21 protein-coding genes and 1 pseudogene are annotated in these 24,570 nt (G+C 73.9%); 12 read left to right on the forward strand and 10 right to left on the reverse strand.

All coding sequences use genetic code 11. The annotated features are described in order from the left end of the window. Window positions 1-600: pseudogene (locus E1300_RS32210) on the reverse strand (sensor histidine kinase); the annotation flags it as partial. 207 nt (window positions 601-807) lie between these two features. Continuing rightward, window positions 808-2,025, reverse strand: a complete 1,218-nt coding sequence (locus tag E1300_RS32215) for a cytochrome P450 family protein (protein WP_131760880.1) — start codon at window positions 2,023-2,025, stop codon at window positions 808-810. A gap of 707 nt (window positions 2,026-2,732) precedes the next feature. Here E1300_RS32215 and E1300_RS32220 point away from each other — a divergent pair. Beyond that, window positions 2,733-3,692 carry an oxygenase MpaB family protein gene (locus E1300_RS32220; RefSeq protein WP_131760881.1) on the forward strand — a complete coding sequence of 320 codons (960 nt, stop codon included), beginning with the start codon at window positions 2,733-2,735 and terminating at the stop codon, window positions 3,690-3,692. A gap of 48 nt (window positions 3,693-3,740) precedes the next feature. Next, entirely contained in the window at window positions 3,741-5,306 is a 1,566-nt protein-coding gene (locus E1300_RS32225; protein WP_131760882.1) for an AMP-binding protein, read from the forward strand. A gap of 17 nt (window positions 5,307-5,323) precedes the next feature. Here E1300_RS32225 and E1300_RS32230 read toward each other — a convergent pair whose 3' ends face one another. After that, complete coding sequence (locus tag E1300_RS32230) at window positions 5,324-6,199, reverse strand: esterase/lipase family protein (RefSeq protein ID WP_131760883.1); 876 nt, start codon at window positions 6,197-6,199, stop codon at window positions 5,324-5,326. Between the two features lie 153 nt (window positions 6,200-6,352). Here E1300_RS32230 and E1300_RS32235 point away from each other — a divergent pair, with 153 nt between their 5' ends. Both E1300_RS32235 and E1300_RS32240 read left to right on the forward strand, forming a co-directional pair. Then, complete coding sequence (locus tag E1300_RS32235; protein ID WP_131760884.1) at window positions 6,353-6,904, forward strand: MarR family winged helix-turn-helix transcriptional regulator; 552 nt, start codon at window positions 6,353-6,355, stop codon at window positions 6,902-6,904. Continuing rightward, window positions 6,901-7,728 (forward strand): alpha/beta fold hydrolase, encoded by an 828-nt coding sequence (locus E1300_RS32240; RefSeq protein ID WP_131760885.1) that lies wholly within the window; start codon window positions 6,901-6,903, stop codon window positions 7,726-7,728. The genes E1300_RS32235 and E1300_RS32240 overlap by 4 nt, the downstream gene beginning before the upstream one ends. A 31-nt stretch (window positions 7,729-7,759) precedes the next feature. Here the strand turns inward: E1300_RS32240 and E1300_RS32245 are convergent, their stop codons facing one another. The 4 genes from E1300_RS32245 to E1300_RS32260 all read right to left on the reverse strand — a co-directional run bounded on the left by E1300_RS32245 (window position 7,760) and on the right by E1300_RS32260 (window position 11,604). Then, window positions 7,760-8,755: an NAD-dependent epimerase/dehydratase family protein gene (locus E1300_RS32245; RefSeq protein WP_131760886.1), complete on the reverse strand. Its 996-nt coding sequence runs from the start codon at window positions 8,753-8,755 to the stop codon at window positions 7,760-7,762. A gap of 14 nt (window positions 8,756-8,769) precedes the next feature. After that, window positions 8,770-9,834 (reverse strand): NAD(P)H-dependent amine dehydrogenase family protein, encoded by a 1,065-nt coding sequence (locus E1300_RS32250; RefSeq protein WP_131760887.1) that lies wholly within the window; start codon window positions 9,832-9,834, stop codon window positions 8,770-8,772. Window positions 9,835-9,891: 57 nt separating this feature from the next. After that, a complete protein-coding gene (locus E1300_RS32255) occupies window positions 9,892-10,575 on the reverse strand; it encodes a TetR/AcrR family transcriptional regulator (protein WP_131760888.1) in 684 nt (227 codons plus the stop codon). A 165-nt stretch (window positions 10,576-10,740) separates the two neighbouring features. Continuing rightward, window positions 10,741-11,604 carry an LLM class flavin-dependent oxidoreductase gene (locus tag E1300_RS32260; RefSeq protein ID WP_131760889.1) on the reverse strand — a complete coding sequence of 288 codons (864 nt, stop codon included), beginning with the start codon at window positions 11,602-11,604 and terminating at the stop codon, window positions 10,741-10,743. 179 nt (window positions 11,605-11,783) lie between these two features. On the opposite strand from E1300_RS32260, the gene E1300_RS32265 reads away from it, so the two are divergent. Continuing rightward, a complete protein-coding gene (locus E1300_RS32265) occupies window positions 11,784-12,359 on the forward strand; it encodes a TetR/AcrR family transcriptional regulator (protein ID WP_242619523.1) in 576 nt (191 codons plus the stop codon). 33 nt (window positions 12,360-12,392) lie between these two features. Here the strand turns inward: E1300_RS32265 and E1300_RS32270 are convergent, their stop codons facing one another. Then, on the reverse strand, window positions 12,393-13,748 hold the full coding sequence (locus E1300_RS32270; RefSeq protein ID WP_131760891.1) for a phenylacetate--CoA ligase family protein: 1,356 nt from the start codon (window positions 13,746-13,748) through the stop codon (window positions 12,393-12,395). A 165-nt stretch (window positions 13,749-13,913) separates the two neighbouring features. After that, on the reverse strand, window positions 13,914-14,786 hold the full coding sequence (locus E1300_RS32275) for an alpha/beta fold hydrolase (RefSeq protein WP_242619524.1): 873 nt from the start codon (window positions 14,784-14,786) through the stop codon (window positions 13,914-13,916). 124 nt (window positions 14,787-14,910) lie between these two features. On the opposite strand from E1300_RS32275, the gene E1300_RS32280 reads away from it, so the two are divergent. From E1300_RS32280 to E1300_RS32295, 4 genes are all read left to right on the forward strand, one after another. Then, a complete protein-coding gene (locus E1300_RS32280) occupies window positions 14,911-15,366 on the forward strand; it encodes an ester cyclase (RefSeq protein ID WP_207400073.1) in 456 nt (151 codons plus the stop codon). Between the two features lie 62 nt (window positions 15,367-15,428). Next, entirely contained in the window at window positions 15,429-15,923 is a 495-nt protein-coding gene (locus tag E1300_RS32285) for a DUF3237 domain-containing protein (RefSeq protein WP_131760893.1), read from the forward strand. Between the two features lie 260 nt (window positions 15,924-16,183). Beyond that, window positions 16,184-17,239 carry a DnaJ domain-containing protein gene (locus tag E1300_RS32290; protein ID WP_165503088.1) on the forward strand — a complete coding sequence of 352 codons (1,056 nt, stop codon included), beginning with the start codon at window positions 16,184-16,186 and terminating at the stop codon, window positions 17,237-17,239. A gap of 5 nt (window positions 17,240-17,244) precedes the next feature. After that, window positions 17,245-18,741, forward strand: a complete 1,497-nt coding sequence (locus E1300_RS32295) for a tetratricopeptide repeat protein (RefSeq protein ID WP_131760895.1) — start codon at window positions 17,245-17,247, stop codon at window positions 18,739-18,741. On the opposite strand, the gene E1300_RS32300 is transcribed toward E1300_RS32295, so the two are convergent. Further along, window positions 18,712-20,211: a pentapeptide repeat-containing protein gene (locus E1300_RS32300; RefSeq protein WP_131760896.1), complete on the reverse strand. Its 1,500-nt coding sequence runs from the start codon at window positions 20,209-20,211 to the stop codon at window positions 18,712-18,714. The two genes, E1300_RS32295 and E1300_RS32300, sit on opposite strands and share 30 nt — an antisense overlap. A 346-nt stretch (window positions 20,212-20,557) precedes the next feature. On the opposite strand from E1300_RS32300, the gene E1300_RS32305 reads away from it, so the two are divergent. From E1300_RS32305 to E1300_RS32315, 3 genes are all read left to right on the forward strand, one after another. After that, on the forward strand, window positions 20,558-20,716 hold the full coding sequence (locus E1300_RS32305) for a respiratory nitrate reductase subunit gamma (RefSeq protein ID WP_131760897.1): 159 nt from the start codon (window positions 20,558-20,560) through the stop codon (window positions 20,714-20,716). 326 nt (window positions 20,717-21,042) lie between these two features. Next, on the forward strand, window positions 21,043-23,178 hold the full coding sequence (locus E1300_RS32310; RefSeq protein ID WP_131760898.1) for an ATP-binding protein: 2,136 nt from the start codon (window positions 21,043-21,045) through the stop codon (window positions 23,176-23,178). 42 nt (window positions 23,179-23,220) lie between these two features. Beyond that, on the forward strand, window positions 23,221-24,570 hold a 1,350-nt coding region (locus tag E1300_RS32315; RefSeq protein WP_131760899.1), incomplete at its 3' end, for an FAD-dependent oxidoreductase.

Raw genomic sequence — 24,570 nt, forward strand, 5'->3', positions numbered from 1 at the left:
CTCCAGCGCCGCGTGCGCGGGCGCCGGCAGCTCGGCCAGCACGGACGCCGCCGGCACGCGCTCGCCGCGGACCCGGTCGATCAGCGCGGGCAGCGTCGAGTCGGCCAGCCGGGCGGCCTCGTCCTCCAGGAGCGCCAGGTCGGCCCTGGCCCGCGCCGCGCGGCGCTCGCTCGCGGCGACGCCCTCCGCCACCATGCGCACCAGGCGGCCGAGCAGGTGGTCCGGGACGGTCCGCAGCTCGGCCAGGGTCTCGTCCGGCGGCGCCCCGGCGTGCAGGCGCCCGATCAGCGCGGGCAGCGGCCCGTCGACCAGCTCCTGGAGCCGGTGCTCCAGCCGGCCGCTCTCGCTCTCCGCGCGGGCCAGCCGCTTACGCAGCCCCCGCGCGCACTCGGCGAAGTACGCCGCGACGCCCGCGGCGAGGCTGACGGCCAGCGCCGCGACGCCGCCCCCCACCGCGACGGCCGTCCGCGACCCCCCGTCCGCCGTCAGGAGCGTTCCCAGCCAGGCCGCGCCGGCGCCGACCGCCACGACCAGCCAGATCCAGCACGCGCGTTCCAGCGCGGCGCGCTCGATGCGTGTTCGACCTGCTCGTGCTGCCATCCATCGTGTCCTTGTGAGCGTGGTGACCGGGTGGGCGCTTTCGGGACCGGCCGAGCAATGTGACCGGGTGGGCATTTCGGAGCCGGCGCGGGCCTCCCTCGACCCGGTGTAAGGCGGTCATATCGGAATAAGGCGTGATAAGGATGCACCATAACGCCCGGACCCACAGGGGGTTGCCCGAAAAAGTTGATCTATCTGTACGGGGCGTCAGGGCCGGGCGGCGCCGAAGGTCACCGGCAGGGACAGCGGGCCGATCGTGAAGAACGACGGCGAGTAGGGGATGTCGCCCGGGTCGATGGCGAGGGCGAGGTCCGGCAGCCGCCGGTACAGCGCCGAGAGCGCCAGCCGGCCCTCCAGCCGGGCGAGGGACGCGCCGATGCAGTACCGGGGGCCGTGCCCGAACACGAGGCGCGCGCCCCGCTCCCGCGTGATGTCGAAGCGGTCGGCGCTCTCGCCGTGCTCCGCCGGGTCGAGCCCGCTCGCCTGGTAGACGACGCCGACCGCCTGCCCCTTGGGGATGCGCACCCCCGCGACGGTCACGTCCTCGGCGGTGAAGCGGAAGCTGGTCATCATGACCGAGTGGCGGTAGCGCAGCGTCTCCTCGACGACGTCGTCCCACCGGTCCTCGGCCTTGGCGAGGGCGAGCTGGCCGGGGTTCTGGTGCAGCGCCACGATGGCGTGCCCGAGCAGGTGGACGGTGGTCTCGTGGCCCGCGACGAGCATCAGCCACAGCACGCCGACCAGCTCGTCCGTGGTCAGCCCGCCGTGCTCGTCGCGGGCCTCGACCAGGCCGGAGGTGAGGTCGTCGCCGGGTGCCCGCTTCTTCCGCTCGACCAGCTCGTGCAGGTAGGCCTGGAGCGCGTGCTGCGTCGCGAACGCCTCCTCGGGCGGCGTCGTGTGCGCCAGCAGCGCGGCGGTCCAGGCGCGCATCCGGGACCTCTCCCCGGCGGGCACGCCGAACAGCTCGCAGATCACCCACATCGGCAGCGCCTCGGTGAAGGCGGGTACCAGGTCGACGCCGTCGCCGGCGGCCGCGACCTCGTCGAGCAGCCCCTCGACGATCCGCCGGACGCGCGGCTCCAGGGCCTGGACCCGCGCGGGCGTGAACGCCTTGGCGACCAGGCCGCGCAGCCGCCGGTGGTCGCCGCCGTCCTTGGTGGCCAGGTGGCCGCCCTGGACGATGGCGCGCAGCGGCCAGTCCTCGGGGATCGTCCCGTCGTGCAGGGCTGGCCAGTGCTTCGGGTCCCGCAGGAAGGTCCTGTTGTCCCCGGCGAGGATCTCGCGGACGGCGTCGTGGGTCAGCGCCAGGTAGGCGGGGACGCCTCCGGGGAACTCGACCTCGACGACGGGGGCGATGTCCCGCAGCCGGAGGCAGGTGTCGAGCGGTGCTTCGTCCGCGGCGGGGAAGGAGGGCAGCGTTGACATTCGGTCCCAATGGGAAGTGAGGAAGACGGGCGAGCGGTGAACGGGTTCATGAATATCCCTCAAATCATGGTCATGCAAGGAACCCTCACTATTGCTCCGAGTTCGCTACTGTGCCTGGTTCGCCCCATCATCGTCCGGGCGGTCGTGATGTGTCCGGCAGCTCCGCGTTCAGTGGTGATCGCGCAGGTCGTCGCGGCATTTCGGACCGCCCTTTCGAATGCCGCCTCGGTCACGTGCGTCGGCTGAGATGATGGTCCGTTCGGCGCGGTCAGACGCCACGAGCGGGAAGTGGACGCGGCCGGGCGCCAATTCGCGACGTGTTCCCTTTCGGACCACATAACACCAGGCCAAGACGGCGTCAGAGCCGCCCGCAGGTGATCGCCCACGGCCGCCGAACCGCCCACGGCCGCCGAACCGCCCGCGGCCGCCGAACCGCGTGCACGCCGCGGACGGCGCGCGGCGGGCTCGTGTGGCCGTCCACGGTCCGGCGTGCGTTCCTACGGTCGCCGCCTCGCTCGGCGAAATGCGAGTAGGGGGCGCGGCGACGCGGTCGGACGCGTCCTGCGGGCAGCTCCGGACGGGGGTCGCGCGCCGTGGGAGCCCAGGAGAGCGCGTCGCGGACCGTTCCCGCGAAACGCGACTTGTAAGCGACTGCTTATTCGCGTTTCACTGGTGGCGGCAGTCGTTTCGTTCAGGAGGTCGCGCCGATGACGGTGACCGATGGGGTGCCCGCGAGCGGGGCGCCCACGCACGAGGCGCCCGCGAGCCGGGCGCCCGCGAGCCCGCCGGCCGGGCGGGAGCGCCGCGAGGAGCCCGTCCCCTTCGGGCCGGGGTCGCTGCTGTGGGAGCAGATGGGGCTCTACACGTCGGCGATCGCGGGCAACAGCGTGTTCATTCTCCAGGTGATGCATCCGGCGATCGGGACCGTGGTCGACCGGCTGTCGAGCTTCCGCACCGACCCGCTCGGGCGCGCGGCGCGCAGCTTCGCGTCGGTGCAGACGTGGGTCTACGGGGGGCGGACCGCGATCGAGGAGGGCAGGCGGCTGCGCGAGATGCACAAGCCGCTCAGCGCCGTCGACGAGGAGGGACGCCGCCACCACGCGCTGTCGGCCGAGCCGTGGGCGTGGGTGCACCTCACCGGCTTCTACGCCGCCGTCACCGCCGCCGAGTACTTCGCTCCCGCTCCGATGAACGCCGAGGAGCAGCAGCAGGTGTTCGACGAGTTCCTCCAGCTCGGGAGGATCCTGCGGGTGCCCGAGCGGATGCTGCCGAAGAGCATCCCGGACTACTGGGAGTACTTCGACGACATGGTGGCCAACACCCTCGTCCCGCACAAGGTCGCGCACGAGGTCCTCGGCCAGATGGGCCAGGTCCCGCCGAACGTCCCGAGGCCGCTGCGGCCGGCGGTCGCCCCGCTGAGCGCGGCCGCCGGACGGCTCGGCCGGCTGATCACCGTCGGCACCCTGCCGGCGGTGGCGCGCGAGAAGCTCGGGCTGCCCTGGACCGCGGCGGACGAGCGCCGGCTGCGGCTGGCCGGGCAGATCATCGGGCGCGGCACGCCGCTGCTGCCCGAGCGCGTCCGCTACATGCCGATCGCCTACCGCGCGCGGGAGGCGGCCCGCGCGCAGGAGCGGCTGGAGCGGGCCCTGGCCCACCGTCCGATGTAGGCGCCGGCCGCCGCGTCGCCGCCGCCCCGAACCGCGACCAGGAGGTCGATGCACGTGACCGCACCCGCCGAGGACCCGCTCGCGGCACTGGCCGCCGCCGGCCCCGAGAGGACCGCGCTGATCGAGGACGGGCGGAGCCTGTCCTACGCCGCGTTCAACGTGCTGGTGAACCGCTACGCCAACCTGCTGGCGGACCGCGGCGTCCGGGCGGGCACCAAGGTCGTGTGGTGCGGCCGCAACAGCACCGAGGTCGTCGCGCTGATCGCGGCCCTGCGCAAGTGCGGGGCCGTCGGCGTCCCGCTGAACTACCGGCTCAGCCCGGAGGAGACCGTCTACGTCGTCGAGAACGCCGACGCGGCGCTGGTGCTGTTCGACGCCGAGCAGGCACCCCAGCTGGAGGCGGCGTCACGGGAGGTCGAGGGCGTCCAGACCTGGCTGGTGTGGGGCTGCGCGGAGGCGGACGCGCCCGGTTGGGCCTCCTCGCTGGACGCCCTGGCCGCGGACGCCCCCGAGACGGAGCCGGTCGTCCGCGGCGCCGACGAGGCGGCCGGCACGTCGATGTTCTACACGTCGGGGACGACCGGGAAGCCGAAGGGCGTCGTGCGGAGCGCGCCCGACCCCGGTCTGGTGCTCGCGCTGGTCGGCGAGATCGGCTTCCAGCCCGGCGACGTCTACCTCACGACCGGTCCGCTGTACCACTCCGGCCCGATGAGCTTCATGCTGATCGTCCAGCTGCTCGGCGGGACCGTCGTCGTCATGCGCGACTTCGACCCCGAGCGCTGGCTCGACCTCGTCGAGCGGCACCGGGTGACCACCACGTTCTCCGCTCCGACGCCGATTCGCCGCGTGGTGGACCTGCCGGAGGAGGCGATCCGGCGCCGGGACCTGTCCTCGCTGCGCCGCGTGATCGCCAACGCGGCGCCGTGGCCGTTCGAGCTCAAGCGCCGCTACGTCGAGAGGATCGGCGACGGCTCGCTGTTCGAGGTGTACGGCTCCACCGAGCTCGGCGTCGACACGATCCTGCGTCCCGAGGACCAGCTCCGCAAGCCGGGGAGCTGCGGACGGGCGGCGCCCGGCGTCGAGATCGCGCTGTTCGGCGCGGACGGGCGGCCCGTCGAGGAGCCGCACGTGCCCGGCGACCTCTACGTGCGCGGCACCGCGACCTTCAACGCCTACTACAAGGCCGACGGCAAGTTCCAGGACGCCCGCCGCGGCGAGTGGCTCACGGTCGGCGACATCGCCTACCGCGACGAGGAGGGCTTCTACTACATCTGCGACCGCCGCACCGACATGATCATCTCGGGCGGGATGAACATCTACCCGGCGGAGATCGAGGCCGTCCTGACGGCCCATCCGGCGGTGGCGGACGCGGCCGTCTTCGGCGTCCCCTCCGACGAGTGGGGGGAGTCCGTGCACGCCGCCATCGTGCCGGCGCCCGGCGGCTCTGTCACCGATGAGGAGCTGCGCGCCTTCTGCCGCGAGCACCTGGCCTCCTACAAGACGCCCCGGGGCTTCGACCGCATCGCGGAGATCCCCCGCAACCCGTCCGGCAAGACGCTCAAGCGGCGGTTGCGCGACCCGTACTGGGAGGACCGCGACTCCAGGATCGGCTGACCCCGGCGTCCGGCGGCTCAGGCGGGGAGGCTGAGACCGCACGGGATGCGGCGCTTGTGGCCCGGGTCCAGGGCCCGCTGGATGAGGGCGCCGACGGCCGCGTTGTACAGCAGGCCGGCATGGCCTGAGATGTCCGACGGGCAGTAGTGCTGCACGAAGATGTTCTTGACGCCCGGCTCGGGGATGAACGCGCGGTCCGGCGGGGTGACGAACTCGTCGTGCTGACTGGCGATCATGGTGTAGTCGATCCCCGGCCGGGTGATGCGCCCGGTCAGCAGCTGGTCGACCGGGTCGCCTCCTTCCTCCAGCTGGACGCAGGGGGCGCAGCCGAAGTTCTCGTGGAGGTAGTCGGCCGGGGCGCGCAGGAGCAGGGCCTCCTCCAGCTTGAGCAGGCCGCCGTAGTCCGTCCCGTGGATGGGCCCTCCCAGGGAGACCACATGGCGGATCCGCTCCGCCTTCCCGGGGATGAACTTCGGTATGAAGACCGACTCGAAACCGCCGAGCGAGTAGCCGACGAGATCGACCTTCTCCGCCTGGGTCGCCTCCAGGACACGGTCCATGTAGGACGCGGCCTCCCGGGCCGACTTCTCGACGAAATCGACTCCGCCCAGCGGGACGACCGGGAGCCTGCCGCCGTGGGTCGGGGCGAACACGCAGTAGCCGGCGGCCGCCAGCTGCGGGCCGTAGTACAGCCAGTTCAGCTGCGCGTTCAGAACCGCGCCGTGCAGCAGGACGACCGGGTACGGGTGCGCGGGCGAGGGACGGCACGTCCAGTCGTTGAGCCCGGACGAGGGCGTCGCGCCGGCGGGCACCGCTGCGGCGACCGCGAGCATGAGAGCGGTGGAGGCCACGGCCAGGGCCTTGCCGACGGTCGCGCGAACACTAGACGTCACTGATACCTCACGAAAAGTGGTGAGGCAATAGTGAATCACGAAGATCGCACGTGACCTGGGAAAACTCGCTGGCGTACCACCCGGTGATCGCATCCGACTTGAGCACTCCTCAGAAACTCGCTTAGTATCTAAGCTAGCTACGAAGGGGGGGCGATGGCGGGCGATGAGCATCCGGAGGACGGCGAGCGCGCCGAGCTGGCCGAGCGGATCGTCCACGGGCTGGCGCGGCGGCACAGCACCGCGACGGTGCTGCTGCACCACGCCGCGGCGGAGCGGCTCGGGCTCGGGCCGACCGACCACAAGTGCCTGGACCTGCTGCGCGAGCACGGCGGCCTGACCGGCAGCCGGCTGGCCGCGCTGACCGGGCTGACCAGCGGCGCGGTCAGCGGCGTGGTGGCGCGCCTGGAACGGGCCGGCCACCTGCGCCGCGAGCCCGACCCGGACGACGGCCGCAAGCAGCTCCTGCGCCCGGTGACCGAGCGCGTCGAGGAGATCGACGCGGTGTTCGGCCCGCTGCGCGGCGACATGGCGGAGCTCCTGGCGGGCTTCGACGGCCGCCAGCTGGCCGCGATCGCCGCGTTCCTCACCGGCGGCGCCGAGCTGTCGCTCCGGCACGCCGCCCAGATGCGCGCGCACGCCCGCGCCGGCGACCCCCCACCGGCCCCGGGCGGGGCCGGCCCCGAGCGAAAGGCAGCACGTCCATGAGCTTCTTGCAGGTGCCCGGCGCCCGGCTGTACTACGAGACGCGCGGACGGGGGCCGGTCCTCGTCCTGGTGCCCGGCGCCAACGGAGACGCCCGGGTGTTCGCCTCGGTGGCGGACCGCTTAGCCGAGCACTACACGGTCATCACCTACGACCGCCGGGGCTTCTCGCGCAGCGCGCTCATCGGGGCGCAGGACTACGCGAACCGGTTGCGGACCGACGCCGACGACGTCCGCGCCCTCGTCGAGCACGCGGGCCAGGGGCCGGCCACGGTGTTCGGCACCAGCTCCGGCGGGGTGATCGTCCTGGAACTGCTGGCCCGGCATCCCGGCGCGGTCCGGGCGGTCGCCTCCTACGAGCCCGCGGCGATGAGACTGCTCCCGGACGCCGAGCGGTGGCTCGGCTTCTTCTCCGACCTCTACGACACCTACCGCCGGTCAGGCGTCGCTCCGGCGCTGGCGGAGTTCCGCGAGCGCACGTTCTCGCCTGCGGACCGCGCCCTCATGGCCCGCGCGACCGATCCCGAGGCCAACCCGCACGCCCACGCCAACGCCACCTACTGGTTCGAACGCGAACTGCTCCCGTACACCTCGGTGGAACTGGACGTCACCGCGCTGGCCGCCCACGCCGAGCGGCTCCTGCTCGTCTCGGGCGACCAGTCGCGCGGCTTCCCCAACTACCGCGTGAACACCGAACTCGGGCGCAGGCTCGGACGCGAGGTCGTCGAGCTCCCCGGCGGCCATACCGGCTTCGCCGTCCATCCGGAGGAGTTCGCCGACCGGCTCGTGCGGGCCCTGCGGAGCGAACCGTCCGGCACGCCGGGCTGACCGCGCGCCGTGCCCGGCATGGGCACGTGCGTCAGCGGGTGGCCCGGCGGTACCGTTCGAGGTGGAACGCCGCGGCCTCCCGGACGGCATCGAGCGTGGGGGAGGGGTGCCAGCCGAGCTCCCGGGTCGCCTTGCCGTGGTCGAGGGGCGGCATGATGTGCATGAGCCGGACGCTGACGCTCGTCATCACGACGTCGCGGCGCAGCACCCGGCCCGCCGCGTCGCCGAGGCGGCCGAGCGCCTTCAGGACGGGCAGCGGGACCGCGAGGCGCGGCGGCCTCGCCCCCGCCGCCTCGGCCGCGATCGTGACGAGCTCCCGCCAGGACATGAACCGCTCGCTGATGATGTACCGCTCGCCGACCCGCCCCTTGTCCGCGGCGAGCAGGAAGGCGCGGGCGGCGTCCCGGACGCCGACGACCTCCATCGCCGCGTCGCCGAAGTGGACCGGCAGCCTGCCCAGCGCGGCGTCGGACACGATCCGGCCGTGCGGCGAGCCGTGGTCGGGCGCGCCGTAGGTCGTCGACACGCACATGACGATCCCCGGCAGCCCGCGCTCGCGGCAGTACCGCAGGACGAGGTCCTCGGCCGCGACGCGCGACCGGATGTAGGGGCCGCCGAGATGCCGCCAGGCGTGCGGGGTCTCCTCGTCGGCGGGACCGCCGTCCGACAGGCCGATCGTGCCCACCGTGCTGCAGAACACGAAACGCCGCACCCCCGTCTCGACCGCGGCGTCGAGCACGTGCCGGAGCCCCTCGACGTTCGTCGCGAACAGCGGCGCCGGGTCGCGGAGCCACGCCCGCGCGTCCACGACGCAGTAGTGGACGGTGTCCACGCCGCGCATCGCCTCCCGCAGCGCCGCGCCGTCGGTCAGCTCACCGCGGACGTGCCGCACCGGCAGATCGTCGAAGGCCGCCGTCGAACTCGTCCGGCGGGTCCACGCCCGGACGTCGTCGCCGCGCTCGGCGAGCTGCCGCGCGACGTGCGAGCCCAGGAAACCGCTCGCCCCCATGACGAGCTGCACCGCCACCGCCGCGCCGCCCTTCAGGCCAGGACGTGGCGGGACGACTGGGTCGGGAGGTCGGCGTAGGTGACGATGCCGGGCCGGGCGGCCACCACCGCCGGGATCGCGTTCACGACCGGCATCGCGGTGATGACCGAGCCGATGGCGAGCATCTCCTCCAGGCTCATCGCCGCCATGTCCTGCGGCAGGACCTCCACCCGCATATTGACCTGGGGATGGCCGCGGATCTCGATGAGGTAGGCCATCGCGACGTCCCACGCCGGATCGAGCTCGGCCGTGACCGTCCAGCGGATGTGCGCCTCGACGGCGTCCTCCCCGCCGCGGACGCCGAACCACCGGACGTCCAGCCCCGCGACCGTGCCCTTCCGGACCGGGCGCCCGGGCAGGTCCAGGTCCTTGGTCGCGTGGGCGAAGCCGACCTCGCAGCGGACGTCGTCGACGGCCGTGCCGAGCAGCTCGGCGAGCGCCTCGACGGCGTCGCCGAACGGCGCGGTGGCCTTGACGACGTCGTCGGCGTGACCGGGGTCCCCGGCGGGGCGGCCCCAGCCCAGCTCGTCCTGGTTGGCGTCGCCCGCCCACAGTCCGATGTCGAACGACTCGTAGACCTTCACGTAGTCGACCTCGCGGCAGACCCCCGCCGCGACCGCCGCGAGCTGGTCGGCGTACCCGGGATTGACGCCGCTGCCGAACAGGCTGGCGTTCCCGGCCCGCGCCGCCTCCTCCAGCGCGTCCCGCGCCGCCCGCCCGTAGGCGCGCCCGGTGAGGAACGACGCCGTCGTCAGGACGTTGATCCCCGCGCGCAGGAGCCGGGTCAGGTGCTCCACGTCCGGATGCAGCGGCATGTAGAGGACGCAGTCGGGCGCGAGCGCGATGACCGCGTCGATGTCGCCGGTGGCCGCGACGCCGAGCGGGCGCCCGAGGCCGGCGAGCTCGCCGGCGTCCTTGCCCGCCTTCTCCGGGCTGTGCGCGTAGACGCCGACGAGTTCGAGCCCGGGACGCTCGGCGACGGCCGCCAGCGACTGGCGCGCGACGTTGCCGGTCGTCCACTGGACCACGCGGATGGGGCGGTCGGGCGTGCGTTCCACGGTGCCTCCCTGGCAGGAGCGGTGGTGCCCGAGCCTAGGTTCAGATTCTGACCGGAGTCAACATTCCGGCTCTCCGGCCGCCATCCGGGCGTGGCCGTCGACGAACGCGGTGATGTCGCGTCCCGTCACCTCGGCGAAGCCCCGGCCGCCGTACTCCCCGGCGGCCCAGTGCCGGACGCCCGCCTCCATGAGCGACTGGGCGCCGCGGGCCACGTGCAGCACGTCCAGGCCCGGCGGGAGCTTGCCGTCCGCCTGGGCGCGCTGGAGCGGTTCGAGGAAGAGGAACCTGGTCGCGTGGTGCTCGTCCGAGAGCCCCTCGGCGAGGGCCCGGTGCTCGGCGCGGTGGCCCTCCAGGGTCGCCTCGATGAGCAGTTCCGGCGGGTTGTGCCGCATGGACCGCTCCAGCGCCGCCAGGACGGCGCCGATCACGTCCGGCAGGTCGTAGGGCCCGGCGAGCAGCTCGCGGGCCTTGCGGCGCGCCTCCCTCGTGGACAGCACGCCCGCCTCGATGAGCGCGTCCTCCTTGGTCGGGAAGTAGAAGTAGAACAGCGCCTTGGAGACACCGGCGGCCTTGCAGATGTCGGCCACCGTGGTCTCGGCGAACCCCTTGACCCGCCACAGCGCGATCGCCGCCTGCACCAGGGCGCGCTTCTTCTCCCGGGAGCGCGACTGCGCCAGATGGGCGCGCCGCTGCGTCCGGTCGGCGGGCGCCTGCCGGCTCGCCGGTTCCCCTGCCTGCATGCGCGCCAGCCTACTGGCCGCGCGCCCTCCCTGAAAGCTGACCGGAGTCAGCTTGCACCGTCCTCCTTGAAGCCCGGTGGCGGCCTCCCTGAAAGGCGGTGCACGACCATGAACCCGACCGCCGCCGCCACGGCGGGCGCGCTGACCTTCCTGTGGCTCGGGCGCTCAGCGCGCGGTGACGAGCTCGTCGGCGACCCAGCGCGCGACCCCGGCGGGGTAGGGCGCGGGCAGCCCGAGGACGATGTGCCGGAAACCGGCACCGGTCGCGGCGCCGATCGCGTCCCGCGCGGGGCCGGGCTCGTCATAGGAGACGGGCAGGTGGATCGACCGGGTGATCGACGCGGGGTCGCGGCCGATCTCGGCGCAGTAGCGGTCGAGGAGCGCGCTCCGCCGGACGACGTCGTCGATGTCCCCGCCGGGGATGTTCCACATGTCGGCGTGCTCGGCGACCACGCGCAGCGTGGCGGACGAGCGCCCGCCGATGAGGATCGGCGGGTGGGGGCGCTGGACGGGCTTGGGGCTGCCGAACGCCCCGTCCAGCCGGTGGTAGGCGCCGTGGAAGTCGAACGGCTCCGGCTCGGTCCACAGCCGCCGGATCACGGTGCACGCCTCGGCGAGGCTGCCGACGGCGTGCGCGGTGTCGTGGAAGGGCAGGCCGTGCGCCGCGTACTCGCGCCGGGCCAGGGGGTGCCCGGGGCGCGAGCCGACGCCGATGCCGAAGTCGAGCCGTCCGCCGGAGACGATGTCGACGGTCGTGGCGATCTTGGCCAGCATCGCGGGCGGCCGGAACCGGTTGCTCGTCACGAGGACCCCGAGCCGCAGGCGCCGCGTCTGGGCGGCGAGGGCGGACAGCAGCGTCCACCCCTCGTAGGCCGGCCCGTCCGGGTCCCCGAAGATCGGCATGAGGTGGTCGAACAGCCACGCGTGCTCGATCTGCGGGATCGCGTCCGCCTCGCGCCACACGCGCAGGACGTCCTGGTAGTCGACCTGCGCGGGTGCGGTCATGATCCCGAAGCTGGTGTGCGGCATCGTCGCTCGCTCCTTCATAAGCGGAACCTGGTTCCGCAACCATACGGAACATGGTTCCGCTTGCCAAGTCGCGCAGCTTGGCCACAGGAAGCGGCTCTGGCACCATGGGAGCGGAACCGTACTCGGACGGATATACGGAACCATGCTCCGCTCGAAGGGGCTGGGAAGGGAGCAGCGGAGTGGACGAGGGGCGGACGGCCCGGTCCAAGCGGGCGGACGCGCGGCGCAACGAGGAGGCCCTGCTCGACGCGGCCGCCGCGGTGTTCGTCGCGTCCGGCGTGGACGCGCCGGTGCGCGACATCGCGGCCAAGGCCGGGGTCGGGACGGGCACGATCTACCGCCACTTTCCGACACGGGCGGACCTCATCGTCGCCGTCTACCGGCACCAGATCGAGGCGTGCGCCGCGGCCGGTCCGGCCCTGCTCGCGGACTGCCCGACCCCGTACGCCGCCCTGGGGCGGTGGATCAACCTGTTCGTCGACTTCCTCGTCACCAAGCACGGGCTGGCCGCGGTGCTGCGGTCCGACGACGCCGGCTTCGAGGCGCTGCACGCCCACTTCCTCGACCGCCTCGTGCCCGTGTGCGCCGGCCTGCTCGACGCCGCGGCCGCCGCCGGCGAGATCCGCTCCGGCCTGGACGCCTACGAGCTGATGCGCGGCGTGGGCAACCTGTGCATCGGCGCCGACCACGACCACCGGTACGACGCGCGCCGCATGGTCGAGCTCCTGGTCGCGGGCCTCCGCCGCCCCTGGTGAACGCCGCTCCGGACGGCCCGCGCGGACGGGTCGTCAGCGACCGTCCGTGAGCTCCTCGATGTCGATGACGCGGCGGGTCTTGCGGAGGCCGTCGCCGCGGGGGAGGGTGCCGGGATCCAGCACCTCGACGGGCAGGGATTCGCGGACGGCGCTCCTGATCGCCTCGCCGGTCCGCTCGGCCAGGGCGGCACGCGCGGCGGCGTCGACGGGACGGGCCGCCTCCACCTGGATCGTCAACGCGACCGGCCCTCGGGAGCGCAGCAGCCGGTACTCGGTGCCGAGTCCCGGAAGCGCGCGGACGACGGCCTCCACGGCGGAGGGGAAGATGTTCGCGCCCCGGTACCAGATCATGTCGTCGACCCGGCCCTGGACGGACCCGACGACGCGGGTCCTGACCGAGCCGCAGGCGCACGGCTCGCCGTCCGAAAGGATCCCGAGGTCCCCGCTGCGGTAGCGCAGCAGCGGATGGGTGTCGCAGACCAGGTTGGTGTAGGTCAGCTCGCCGAGCTCCCCGGGGCCGACCGGCTCGTCACGGTCGGGCCGCAGGCACTCGGTCAGGACGAGGTCGTCGGACAGGTGCTGGTCGGGGGAGTGCGGGCAGTTGCCGCCGAGGGGCGGCAGCTCGGTCATGCCCAGCCCGTCGATGAGCGTCCGCGCGCCGAACCGCTCGCGCAGGGCGCGGCCGGTGGCCTCCACGGCGCAGCCCGGCTCGCCGAAGGCGTAGATCGTGCGGATGCCGCAGGCGCGGGTGTCGATCCCGGCGTCCGCGGCGACCCGGGCGAGGTGCAGCAGGAAGGACGGGGCGCCCGTGATCATCGCCGGCCGCAGCGCGGCGATCGCCGCGACCTTGTACCGGTCGGGCCGGGTGCCGGTCTGGACGACGAGCCCGCCCTGCTCCCGGACGGCCTCCGTGATGATCGTCGCGCCGAGCAGCGCGTCCGCCGACGTGGTCAGCAGGACCCGCTCCCCGGGACGCACGAGCGGGGGCCGCCGCGCGACCCAGTCCAGCACCTGCCGCCAGTCGCGCTGCGAGAACACCCGCCGCAGCGGCCGGCCGGTGGTGCCGGACGTGGTGAAGTACCGCACCCAGCGGTCGGCGGGAGTGCAGGTGTAGCCGCCGAACGGCGGGTCGGTCTCCTGGTCGGCGAGCAGCTCGTCCTTGCGGCAGGTGGGCAGGCGGCCGATGTCCTGGACGCCGGTGACGTCGCCGGGTCGGACGCCCGCCGCGTCCAGCTTCCGGCGCCAGAACGGGGCGTGCCGGTGGACGTAGCCGACCATGGCGGCGAGGCGCTCGCCCTGCAACGCCCGCATCCGCGCCGCCGGGAGGTCGATCATCGCGGGGTCGCCGACCCGGTAGTCGGGCAGTCCCGTCCATGCACCGTGGTCCACCGCGTTCACCCCCGCGTGGGATGCCGGGCCAGCGTCGCAGTCGAGCGTGCACGACGGCCCGCGGTGCGCGCAAGGCGCGCGGTGGTCCAGCCGGGCGGAACGACGGCCGGGACACGGCGTCCCGCGCGAGCCGCCTCCGTGCGCCGCCGACCGGCACGTGCGGTCTCAGGCCAGAAACTCAAGCAGATGACGGAGCGTCTCCTCCGGTGCCTCCTCGGGCAGGAAGTGGCCGGCCTGGACCGGCGCGCCGCGCACGTCGGCGGCCCACGCCCTCCAGATGCCGAGCGGGTCGTACCACTGCCCGACCGGACCGGTCTCGCTCCACAGCACCAGTGTCGGGCACGCGATGCCGCGGCGGCCGCGGTCGGCCCGGTCGTCGGCCACGTCCAGGGTCGCGGCCGCGCGGTACTGCTCGCAGATCGCGTGGACCGTCTCGGGATCGGTGAAGGCGGCGACGTAGGCGTCCCGGACCGGATCGGGGAACGCGCCGGGCACCCGCGACCAGGCGTCGAGCATGTGGTCGACCAGGACCCGCGGCGCCGCCGCGATCATCTGCTCGGGGACGGGCTCCGGAGCCGCCAGGAACGACCAGACCCAGAAGCCGAGGCTGAAGTCGGCGTCGGCGCGGGCGTAGGCCTCGCCGGTGGGCACGACGTCCAGCACCGCCAGGCGGCTCACCGCGTCCGGGTGGTCGAGCGCCATCCGGTAGGCGCACCGGGCGCCGCGGTCGTGGCCGGCGACCGCGAACCGGTCGAAGCCCAGCGCCGCCATCACCTCGACCTGGTCGAGGGCGATCGCCCGCATCCGGTACGGCGCGTGGTCGGGCGCGCTGGCCGGCTTGCCGCTCGCGCCGTAGCCGCGCAGGTCGGTCGCGACGACGGTGAACCGCTCGGCCAGCGCCGGGGCGACGCGGTGCCACATCAGGTGCGTCTCGGGGATGCCGTGCAGCAGCAGGACCGGCGGCCCGGACCCGCCCCGGACGCCGTGAATCGTCGTCTGCGACGTCGGAACGTCGAACTCCTCGAAGCCGTCGTACACCGCGCCGACGCTACCCCGCGGCCACGACACCGAGGCCCGCGACCGAGACCGGGGCCATTGCCAATACATGCGATCGATCGTATGTTTAGTTCCCCGCTCGTCCCCGCCCGCTGGAGGACCGCACATGGACGGCGACCGCATGTTCGAGCTGGCCCAGGAGCTGGCCGTCGCCAAGAGCCGCCAGGACGTCCCCGCGGCCATGCGGCTCCTGCATCCCGAGATGGTTCTGGAGACACCGGCGTTCGGGACGGCCGCCCGCGGTCAGGCGGCGAACGAAAAGGCGTTGACCAGGTTCTTCGCTTCGTTCCCCGACTACGACGTCGAGCTTCAGGGGCACGCGTCCGGCGACGGTGCGCTGGTCTGCTGGGGCACCGCCCGGATGACCATGACGGGCGACCGCTTCGGCGTGACGCCGTCGGGCCGGCGCGCCGAGATCCCGGTGTTCATCCAGTTCGCCTTCAAGGACGGCCTGATCGCCGGCGAGCGCTTCTTCTTCGACCTCTCGACCCTGTGCGCCCAGTCCGGCGTCTCCACCGACGCCGTCCGGCGGACGCTGTTCGGCGACCGGGTGAGCGCCTGAAGCCGCAGGAACCCAGGGAGGCGGCCGCCCGCCTCCGCACTCCGGAACGGAGGTGGAGCCGCATGCCCGCGGACCCGCGAGTCAAGGACGTCGGCGCGATCGCGACCACGCACCTGTTCGACATGGTCGTCGACCTGCGCCCGCCGGCGGACTTCGGGAACGGCCCGTCCGGCCGCCGGATCCTGTTCGGCTCGGCCGGCGGGTCCTTCGAGGGGCCGGACCTGCGCGGTGAGGTGCTCGCCGCCGGCGGCGACTGGGCGCTGTTCCGTCCCGGCGGGACGATGGTCCTGGACGTGCGGCTTCCGCTGCGCACGCACGACGGCGCGCTGCTGCACATGACCTACGGCGGGCGCTGGACCACCCCGCCGGACCTGCGCGCGGCCATGGCCGACGAGTCGACGCGGCACGAGGTCGATCCGGCCCGGTACTACTTCCGGACCACCCCGCTGTTCGAGACCGGCGACGAGCGGTACGCGTGGCTCAACGACATCGTCTGCGTGGGGTCGGGCTACCTCGTCGAGGGCGGTGTCGCCTACCGGGTATCGCGGGTCGTCTGACCACCCCCCGACCGCCCGCCAGAAGCGCAGATGTCGGAAGTGCGGGTTGAGCCTCCTGCGGTACGGGAGAAGCGCATGCGGCGCCCGCGCTCCCGTGTCCGGACGAGGATCGTCCCGTCACAGGGCCTTCCGCGAGTCGATTCCTCAGGCCGGATCCATGGTGAGGGGGTGGTCCGCGGCCAGAGTGACCGCGTTGTGATCGGAGGCTCCTAGCGTGGATGCTCCGGCGACTGCGGGTTTCGGAAAGCGGGCGGGCGAGCGTGACCGACCAGCGCGACTACTACGCCGTCCTCGGCGTGCCGCCGGACGCGTCGGCCGAGCAGATCAGGACGGCCCGGCGCAGCAGGCTCCGCGAGGCGCATCCGGACGCCAACCCCGGAGACCCCGGCGCCGCCGAGCGGTTCGACTTCATCTGCAAGGTCTGCGAGGTGCTCGGCGACCCCGAGCGCCGCCGCATCTACGACCAGATGCTGCGAGGCGGCGCCGACGTCGGGGCCCAGGCCCATGTGCGGTGCGGCGCGTGCGCCGGATCCGGCGCGTGGGGATTCCTGCGCTGCGGCATGTGCGACGGCCTGGGACGCAGCCGCATGGGCTTCTCGACCGACTGCCCCAACTGCGAGGGCAGCGGACGGGTGCCCGACCCCTGCCCCCGGTGCGACGGGAAGGGCTGGAGGGCGGCGTCCCGCCCGGCGCGGCGGCCGAGTGCGCCGCCGAAGAAGAAGACCGTCCAGAACTGCTACGAGATCCTCGGGGTCGCGCCGGACGCGACCGCCCGCGAGATCTCCGAGCGCTACAAGGGGCTCCTCCGGGAGGCGGCGGCGCAGGTCCCCGACCGCGTGCGGGACGCCTACCGGCGGATCGGCGATCCCCGGCGCCGAGCCGGTTACGACCGCGGTATCGGCGTCAGCCCGTCCAAGGGCGTCGCGGGCGAGTTCGACGTGCACGTCTCCCGGCGTCTCGCGATGGAGGGCGCGGCCTCGCACGAGTTCACCGTTCCCGACCGCGACCTCTGCCCCGCCTGCCACGGCGCGGGGAGGGTGATGCTCCCCTGCGGCACCTGCCAGGGACGCGGCTACTGGCAGTACGGCATGGCGACGACGAAATGCGACGCCTGCAACGGCAAGGGCACGGACGAGCGTCCCTGCGTCGACTGCGCCCTCTCCGGCTGGGTCACGGCCCCGCGAACCCTTGCGTGCACCGTCCCGGCGGCCTCCCGTGAGGACGCGCGGATCACGGTCCGCGACGAGCTCCTCGGCGTCGTCACGCTCCGGCTGCGGCTGGCGCTGGTGCCCGGCTTCGTCCGCGAGGACGGGTGACGGCGATGGGCTACGTCTGGCCTTGCCTGGGAGCGGTGGCCCTGCTCGTCTACGGCGCGGGCCAGCTCGCCGGGACCAGGCGGCCGTCCGCGGTCGTGCGGGGCTGGGGCGGCTGCCTCGCCTTCGCCCTCCTCATCGGCCACGCCGTCGCCGTGATCGCCCTCTTCGGCGACTGGTGGGTCCTGCTGGTCAACGGACTGGTGGCCCTCGGCATCATCCTGATCGACATCCCCGTGAACGCGGCGGCGAAGCGCCGCCTGCCCCCCGAGCGCCCGGACCCGCGGACGCCCGCCGAAGAGGCGCTCATCGCGCGCTTCGACGAGGCCGAGAACACAGGGCGCTCGGGAGACGCCGCCAGAGCGGCGCTGCTGCTCCAGGACGTCATCCTGGACGCCATCGAGACCCTCGGAGCCGAGCACGTCTGGACGCTGATCATCCTGCGCCAGCACGCCTTCTGGAAGGCCCGCGCGGGCGACGCGGACAAGGCCGTCCAGCTCAGCGCCAAGGTGACGGCGGACGCGGCCCGCCTGCTCGGGCCCGCGCACCTCCAGACGCTGGCGAGCCGCCGCGTCCACGCCGACGCCACAGGCCTGAGCGGCCACCCCGCCGAAGCCGTGCGCCTCCTGGACGACCTGCTCCGGACGTCGCTCCGCTACCTCGGTGGTGACCACCCGGAGTACCGCGCCCAGGTGACCGCCCGCAAGGCGTGGAAGAAGCACCCGGATACGGGCACCCCCGCCCCGAAGCCCGAACCACCCCGCCCACCCGATCCGAAACCGTCCCCAGAGCCGAGACCGCGCCCCGAACCGAGACCGCGCCCGGAGTCAAAGCCGCGCCCCGAGCCGGAGCCGCGCCCCCCGTCGCGGCCGCGCCCAGAGCCGCCTCGCTCGCCCAAGCCGCCGCCGCACCCTGAACCAGGGCGGCGCCCAGGGGCGCAACCGCGTCCCGAGCCGGAGCCCGGCTCCCGGCCGCGCTCGGAGCCGGAGGCGGAAACTCAGGCGGAACCGCCACCTCAGCCGGGGGTGCGGGGTGAGGCGGAGCCTGGAGCGGAGCCGCGAGCGCGACCGGAGGCGCGACCGCGAGCTGGGGCTCGGGACGAGGGGTCGGCGCGGTCTCGGGCGCCGCATGAGGAGTCGGCGCCGCCTTCTGCGGGAGCCCGTCCTGAGCCGCCGACTGAAGCGTCTCCGCCCGACCTTCGGGTGTTCGCGCGGCGCTATGCGGACGCTCTCGCGATGGGACGGGCCGGGAACGCGGGCGCGGCGGCGGAGGCGTTCGCGGTGCTGGTCGCCGACCTGACGGCGGCAGCTGGGTCGGAGCATCCGGACACGCTCGCCTGCCGCGCCGAGTACGCGTCCTGGCTCGGGCTGTCCGGTGACTCCGCTCGCGCCGTCCACACGTTGCGCGAGGTGGCGGCCGCCTGCGCCCGCGTCCACGGCGACGACCATCCGGACACCCGCGTCGCCCGCTCCGAGCTACTCCACTGGCAGGCCCGGACGCCCTGACCGTCCGTCGGAGGTGGCCGTTCCGTGCAGGATCACTCCGTCGGGCGGGTCGGTTCCGAAGACCACGTCGCCGTGGAAGGCGGCCCGGCCGCACGGCCCGCCCAGCGTGAAGGACGCATGCTCGAACCGGCTGCCGTCGAACCGTGTCGTGCCGTGGAACTGGGTGCCCGTGAAGTCGGCGTATCCGGCCTCGCAGCCGCTGAGGTCCAGGTCGACCAGCGTCGCGCCGCAGAGCCACAGGTCCGTTTTCGGCCAATGCCCGGGGCCGGGACGGAGCCGTTCGGTGAGGGTCCGCTGCGCTTGCAGGCGGAGTCGCAGCAGCGCGGTGCGCTCGGGCGTGCGGTCGTCGGCGCGCAGGTCGAACGGGATGGGGGTCCGCAGGAACGCGCACAGGGTCGCCGCGACGCGTTGCCGCAGGTCGGGGTGGTCGTCGCCGAGCCGGGCCAGGATCCGCAGCCCGGCTGCGACGGTGGCCGGATCGCGGTCGGCCAACTGCCGGGCGTAGGGCAGCACCGATGCGTCCGGCACCAGGTCGCCGCCCTCGGAGCCGTCCGATGCGGCGGCGGTGAGCGGCCGCACCGTCCAGCCCAGCGGCCACACGGACTCGCCGTCGCCGGTGCCGCCGGCCCAGTGCGCGCCCGTGAGGTCGACCACGGGCTGGTCGAGGTGGACCCGGCCGCTGAACCGCGCGCCCGCGAACGTGGCCGCCGACCCGAACCGCGCGTAGTGGAACCAGGCCGGGCCTTCGAAGCGGACGTCGCGGAACGACGCGTCGCCGGCGAACCGGGCGCCGTCGCCGCCTTCCTCCCAGTCCTGGTAGTCCTCGATGAGCACGGCGACGGGCCACTCGGGATCGTCCTCGTTCGGCTCGTCCCACGGAGCCGGGTCGATCTCCTCGACCGTCTCCCAGGCCTCGTCGTCCTCCCACCACGTGTCGGTGCCCCGGCCGAACCAGGCGATCCCGCCGAACACCGCGCCGGTGAAGTCCGCGCGTCCGCGGAAGCGCGTCCGGCCGAACTCGGCGTCGTCGGCGAAACGCACGCCGGTGAGGACGGCGTCGCCGTAGAAGACCGCGCGCTGGAACGCGGCGCCGCCGTCGAACCGGGCGCCGTCGAAGGTCGTGGTGCCGTGGAAGCGGGTGTCGGCGAACGCGGGATCGGTGAGCAGGCAGCTACTGAAGTCGGCGTCGTGCAGCGTCGCACCCGAGAGGTCCACGCTGATGTCGTCCCAAGGTGGCGTCGCTCCGCCGGTACGGAGCCGCTCGGTGAGCGATCGCAGCACCGCGCGGCGTTCCGCGGTCGTGGCGTCGTCCGTCCCGGAGGGGGCGCGCAGCCATGAGCAGATCGCGTCCACGACCGGTTGCCGCCGCCGGGGATCGGACGCGGCCTCGGCGCTCAGGGCTTCCGCCGCCGCGTCGCGCGCGCCGGGCGCGGCGGTCGCGAGCCGGTCGGCCGTTGGGATCTCCTCCACGGCGGGAGCCTAGTACGGCGGCGGACGTCCGCGCCGGGCAGTGAGCCGCGGGGTGAGCCTCTCGAAAGGGGATGCCGGCGGGGACGGGCGGGCGGCCTGCTGACGCGCGCCGAGACGACCTCTGACCTGCGCGCGGTGTTCCGGGACGACCAGCGCATCAACGACGCCCCTTACCGGGAGCGGTGGGCGCACGACCGGCTCGTGCGCGCGGCGTCCTGGTGGAGATGTACCGGGAGGCGCGCGAGCGGCCCGGCGACCCCGTCGCGGCGTTCGACCGGACGGGACGCCGGACCCTGCACCCCCCAGTTCCAGGGACCGCGCCGTCCTCCCGGTCTCGCGTGCGGCCATGACCGGAACGCCATTCATATTCCAGGTGCACACGCTGCTCGGCGTGGCGCTGTTCGCGCTGTGGCCTTTTCAGCCGCCTCGTCCACGCGTTCGCCGCGCCGCTCGGTTGTCTCGTCGGCCCTATGTGGTGTACCGCTCCAGAGGCGGTGCCCGGTAACGCGGGTGACATCCCGCCGGCGCGCGGCGCTGAGACGAGTATGCGCGCCATCGATCCGGAACCGGCCAGTGACCACATCGGGCCACGACGTCGGGACGCGAGTCCCTGTGCGGCGGGACGCGGTGTCGGCGACCGTGCGAGGACGTCCGCGGATCGCGCCGAGGTCACCGGGAATCTCGCGTCGATGAGGTGCGCTCTGCGAATGTTTCCGCGAAGTCCATGGTCATCCTGTTCTTCGACTGCCGATCGTCCAATGGGCCACATTTTTGAAGGCTGTATGGTTAAGTTGCGTGTCGTCGCGGCGGCGCGTGGAGAATGAGGCGATCGTGGCTGAGTCCGGTGTGCGCCGGCGGGGCAATCTGATCCCCCCGGCGGACGTTCTCGTCGGGCGGCGTGCCGAGCTCACGGAGCTCAGGCGGCTGTCCGGTCTGCACCGCATGGTGACGGTGACGGGCGTCGGCGGCGTCGGCAAGACGCGGGTCGCGCTGGAGGCCGCGCGCGGCCTGGAGGACGGGTTCCCCGACGGCGTCTGGCTGGTGCCCCTCTCGGGCCTGCGGGACGGCTCGCTGCTGGGCCACGCGATCGCCCGCACCCTGCGGGTCGTCGACCAGACCGCGCGCCCGCAGCTCGACGTCCTGGCCGACCACCTCTCCGGCCGGCGGCTGCTGCTCGTCCTGGACACGTGCGAGCACCTCAGGAGCGCGTGCGCGGGCACGGCGGAGGTCCTGCTGGCGGCCGCGCCCGGCCTGCGCGTGCTCGCCACGAGCCGGCAGGCCCTCGGGATCGGCGGCGAGCGGGTGCTGAGCCTCGCCCCGCTGGACACGGCGGACCCGGCCTCGGCGGACTCGGCGGTGCGGTCCCCGGCGGTGGCGCTCTTCGAGCGGCGCGCCGCGGCGGCCACCGGTGGTCCCGCCCTCGCCGCGGCGGACCGGCGCGCGGTCGTGCGGCTGTGCCGGCGCCTGGAGGGGCTCCCGCTCGCCCTGGAACTCGCGGCCGGACAGCTCCGGCGGCTCTCCCTGGACCAGCTGTCGGACCGCCTCGACGACCGGTTCGAGACCCTGGTCGACGCCGACCCGGCGGCGCCGGAGGGCGCGTCCCGGCACAGCGCGCTGCGGACGACGGTCGGCTGGAGCCACGAGCTGTGCACCCGGCAGGAGCGGCTGCTGTGGGCGCGGCTGTCGGTCTTCGCCGGCGACTTCGACCAGCGCGCCGCCGAGCACGTCTGCGGCGACGGCGTGCTGCCCCCGGACCGCGTCGCGCCGACCCTGGCGGGCCTGGTCGACAAGTCGATCGTGTCGCGGGTCGAGGACGGCGCGGACGTCCGCTACCGGCTGCTGGACACGCTCCGCCAGTACGGCGCCGAATGGCTCCGCGAGCTGGGCGAGCAGGACGCCGCGCGGCGGCGGCACCGCGACCGGTACCTGGCCCTGGTCGAGCAGTGCGAGCGGGAGTGGTTCGGCTCCGGGCAGAAGGAGATCTTCACGCGCCTGCTCGGCGAGCACGCCAACGTGAGCGCCGCGCTGGAGTACTGCGTCACCACCCCCGGCGAGGTGCGGACCGGCCTCCGCATGGCCGGGGCGATGTGCTTCTTCTGGGTGGGCTGCGGCGCGCTCGCCGAGGGACGGTACTGGCTCGACCGGGCGCTCGACCTCGACCCCGAGCCGACCCCGGCGCGGGCCAAGGCCCTCTGGGTGAACGGCTACATCGCCATCAAGCAGGGCGACACCGACGGCGCGACCGCGCTGCTGGAGGCGAGCCAGGCCCTGGCGCTGCGCATCGGCGACCACGTCGCGGCGGCGAACGCCGTCCACCGGCTGGGCTGCGTCGCGCTCGTCACCGACGACCACGCGCAGGCGGCCACCCACTTCAAGGACGCGCTCGCCGCCTATGACGCCCTCGGCGAGCTGAACACCAGCGTGCTCATGGCGCGCGTCGAGTACGCGATGACGGTGGCGTTCCAGGGCGACCTGCCCTTCGCCGTCGAGCTGTGCGAAGGGGTCCGCGCGATCGGCGAGGAGCACGGCGAGCAGTGGGTCAGGGCCTACGCGCTGTACGTCCTCGCCTTCGCGGCCTGGACGGGCGGCCGGGCGGAGGAGGCGACGGGCCTCGCCCGCGCGTGCCTGACGTTCAGCCGCACCTTCCACGACCTGGTGTGCGCCGTGCTGGCCATCGAGCTGCTCGCCCTGTTCCACGCGGCGGGCGGACGGCCCCGGGACGCCGCCGTCCTGCAAGGGGCGGCCAAGCGGATCTGGGGAACGGTCGGGCTCCCGCTGTTCGGTTCCGCCTACTTCAACGCTCCGCACAACGAGGGGGAGGCGCTTGCGCGGCAGGCTCTGGGCGACGAGGCGTACGGCCGTGCCTTCGAGCGGGGGACGGCCCTCGACCTCGACGAAGGCGTCGCCTTCGCGATGGGCGAGCGCGCGGGACGCGTCCCGCTCACCGACGCCGCCGACCACCGCTGAGACCCGTGGAGCCCCCGTTCCGCACCGGCAAGGAGGAGGACTGTGACGCGCTCTCGTGAGCATGCCGTCGTCATCGGCGGCAGCCTGTCGGGGCTGCTGGCGGCCCGGGTCCTCGCCGACCACTTCGCCGAGGTCACGCTCGTCGAGCGCGACCGGCTGGCGGAGGCCGTCGCGTCCCGCCCCGGCCTGGGGCAGGCCCGCCACCTGCACGTGCTCTGGAACCGGGGCCTGGAGATCGCCGAAGGGCTGTTCCCGGGCCTGGAGGACGAGCTGCTCGCCGCGGGCGTCCCGGAGGTCCGCGTGCCCGCGGACATGCTCTGGCTCAGCTCGGCCGGATGGCGCCGCCGGTTCGCGTCGACCCGCCTGCTGACCTTCAGCCGCGACCTCCTCGACTGGAGCGTCCGCGCCCGGCTTGCCAAGATCGGCAACGTGCGGGTGCTCGCGGGCCGCGAGGTGACCGGGCTGCTCGCCGGCGGCGGGGCCGTCACCGGCGTCGAGACGCGGGAGCGCGGGACGGCCGAGGCGGGCGAGCCGCTCGCGGCGGACCTCGTCCTCGACGCCACCGGGCGCGTCTCGAAGACCCCCGCGTGGCTGGAGCGGATCGGCTACCCGGCCGTCCGGCAGACCCTGATCGACCCGCTGCTGGGCTACGCCAGCCGCAACTACGCCGTTCCCCCCGGCTTCGATCCGGGCTGGAAGGCGCTCTACTTCCAGGCGAAGCCCCCGCACACCACGCGCACCGGCGCGCTGTTCCCGCAAGAGGGGGGACGGTGGATCGTCAGCCTGTTCGGCGCCGCGGAGGACTACCCGCCCACCGACGAGGACGGCTTCCTGGAGTTCGCCAAGAGCCTGCGGAGCCCGCTGCTCTACGAGACGATCCGCGACGCCGAGCCCCTCACGCCCATCGTCAGCTACCGGCGCACCTCCAACCACCGACGGCACTACGAGCGGATGTCGACATGGCCGAAGCGGTTCCTGGTCACCGGCGACGCGCTGTGCGCCTTCAACCCGCTCTACGGGCAGGGCATGACCGTCGCGGCGAAGTCCGCGCTCACCCTGGACGCCTGCCTGCGGGCGGACGGGGACCTCGACGCGCTGGCACGGCGCTTCCACCGCCGGGCCGTCAGGAACGCCGCGGGCCCCTGGCTGGTGGCCACCGGCGAGGACCTGCGCTACAGCACCACCAAGGGAGGCACGGCCGGCGTCCAGACCCGGGTCCTCAACCGCTACGTCGACCGGGTGCAGGCCCTCGCCAACGTCGACCCGCGGGTCTGCGGCCGGTTCGTCGACGTGCTCGGGCTCACCGCCCAGCCGCAGTCGCTGTTCCTGCCCGACGTCCTCTGGCGCGCCGCCACCGCGCGCACGCGCCAGCCCGCCGGACCCGCCGACCTC

This window comes from Actinomadura fibrosa, from assembly GCF_900659615.1.
Lineage (GTDB): Bacteria > Actinomycetota > Actinomycetes > Streptosporangiales > Streptosporangiaceae > Spirillospora > Spirillospora fibrosa.

Bases quoted from the DNA above. Each gene is read 5' to 3' on its own strand.
- E1300_RS32285 (WP_131760893.1), top strand. From the start codon at position 15,429: ATGCCCGCGGACCCGCGAGTCAAGGACGTCGGCGCGATCGCGACCACG.
- E1300_RS32240 (WP_131760885.1), top strand. From the start codon at position 6,901: ATGAGCTTCTTGCAGGTGCCCGGCGCCCGGCTGTACTACGAGACGCGC.
- E1300_RS32305 (WP_131760897.1), top strand. From the start codon at position 20,558: ATGACCGGAACGCCATTCATATTCCAGGTGCACACGCTGCTCGGCGTG.
- E1300_RS32215 (WP_131760880.1), bottom strand. From the start codon at position 2,025: ATGTCAACGCTGCCCTCCTTCCCCGCCGCGGACGAAGCACCGCTCGAC.
- E1300_RS32280 (WP_207400073.1), top strand. From the start codon at position 14,911: ATGGACGGCGACCGCATGTTCGAGCTGGCCCAGGAGCTGGCCGTCGCC.
- E1300_RS32295 (WP_131760895.1), top strand. From the start codon at position 17,245: ATGGGCTACGTCTGGCCTTGCCTGGGAGCGGTGGCCCTGCTCGTCTAC.
- E1300_RS32225 (WP_131760882.1), top strand. From the start codon at position 3,741: ATGCACGTGACCGCACCCGCCGAGGACCCGCTCGCGGCACTGGCCGCC.
- E1300_RS32255 (WP_131760888.1), bottom strand. From the start codon at position 10,575: ATGCAGGCAGGGGAACCGGCGAGCCGGCAGGCGCCCGCCGACCGGACG.
- E1300_RS32235 (WP_131760884.1), top strand. From the start codon at position 6,353: ATGGCGGGCGATGAGCATCCGGAGGACGGCGAGCGCGCCGAGCTGGCC.
- E1300_RS32260 (WP_131760889.1), bottom strand. From the start codon at position 11,604: ATGCCGCACACCAGCTTCGGGATCATGACCGCACCCGCGCAGGTCGAC.
- E1300_RS32220 (WP_131760881.1), top strand. From the start codon at position 2,733: ATGACGGTGACCGATGGGGTGCCCGCGAGCGGGGCGCCCACGCACGAG.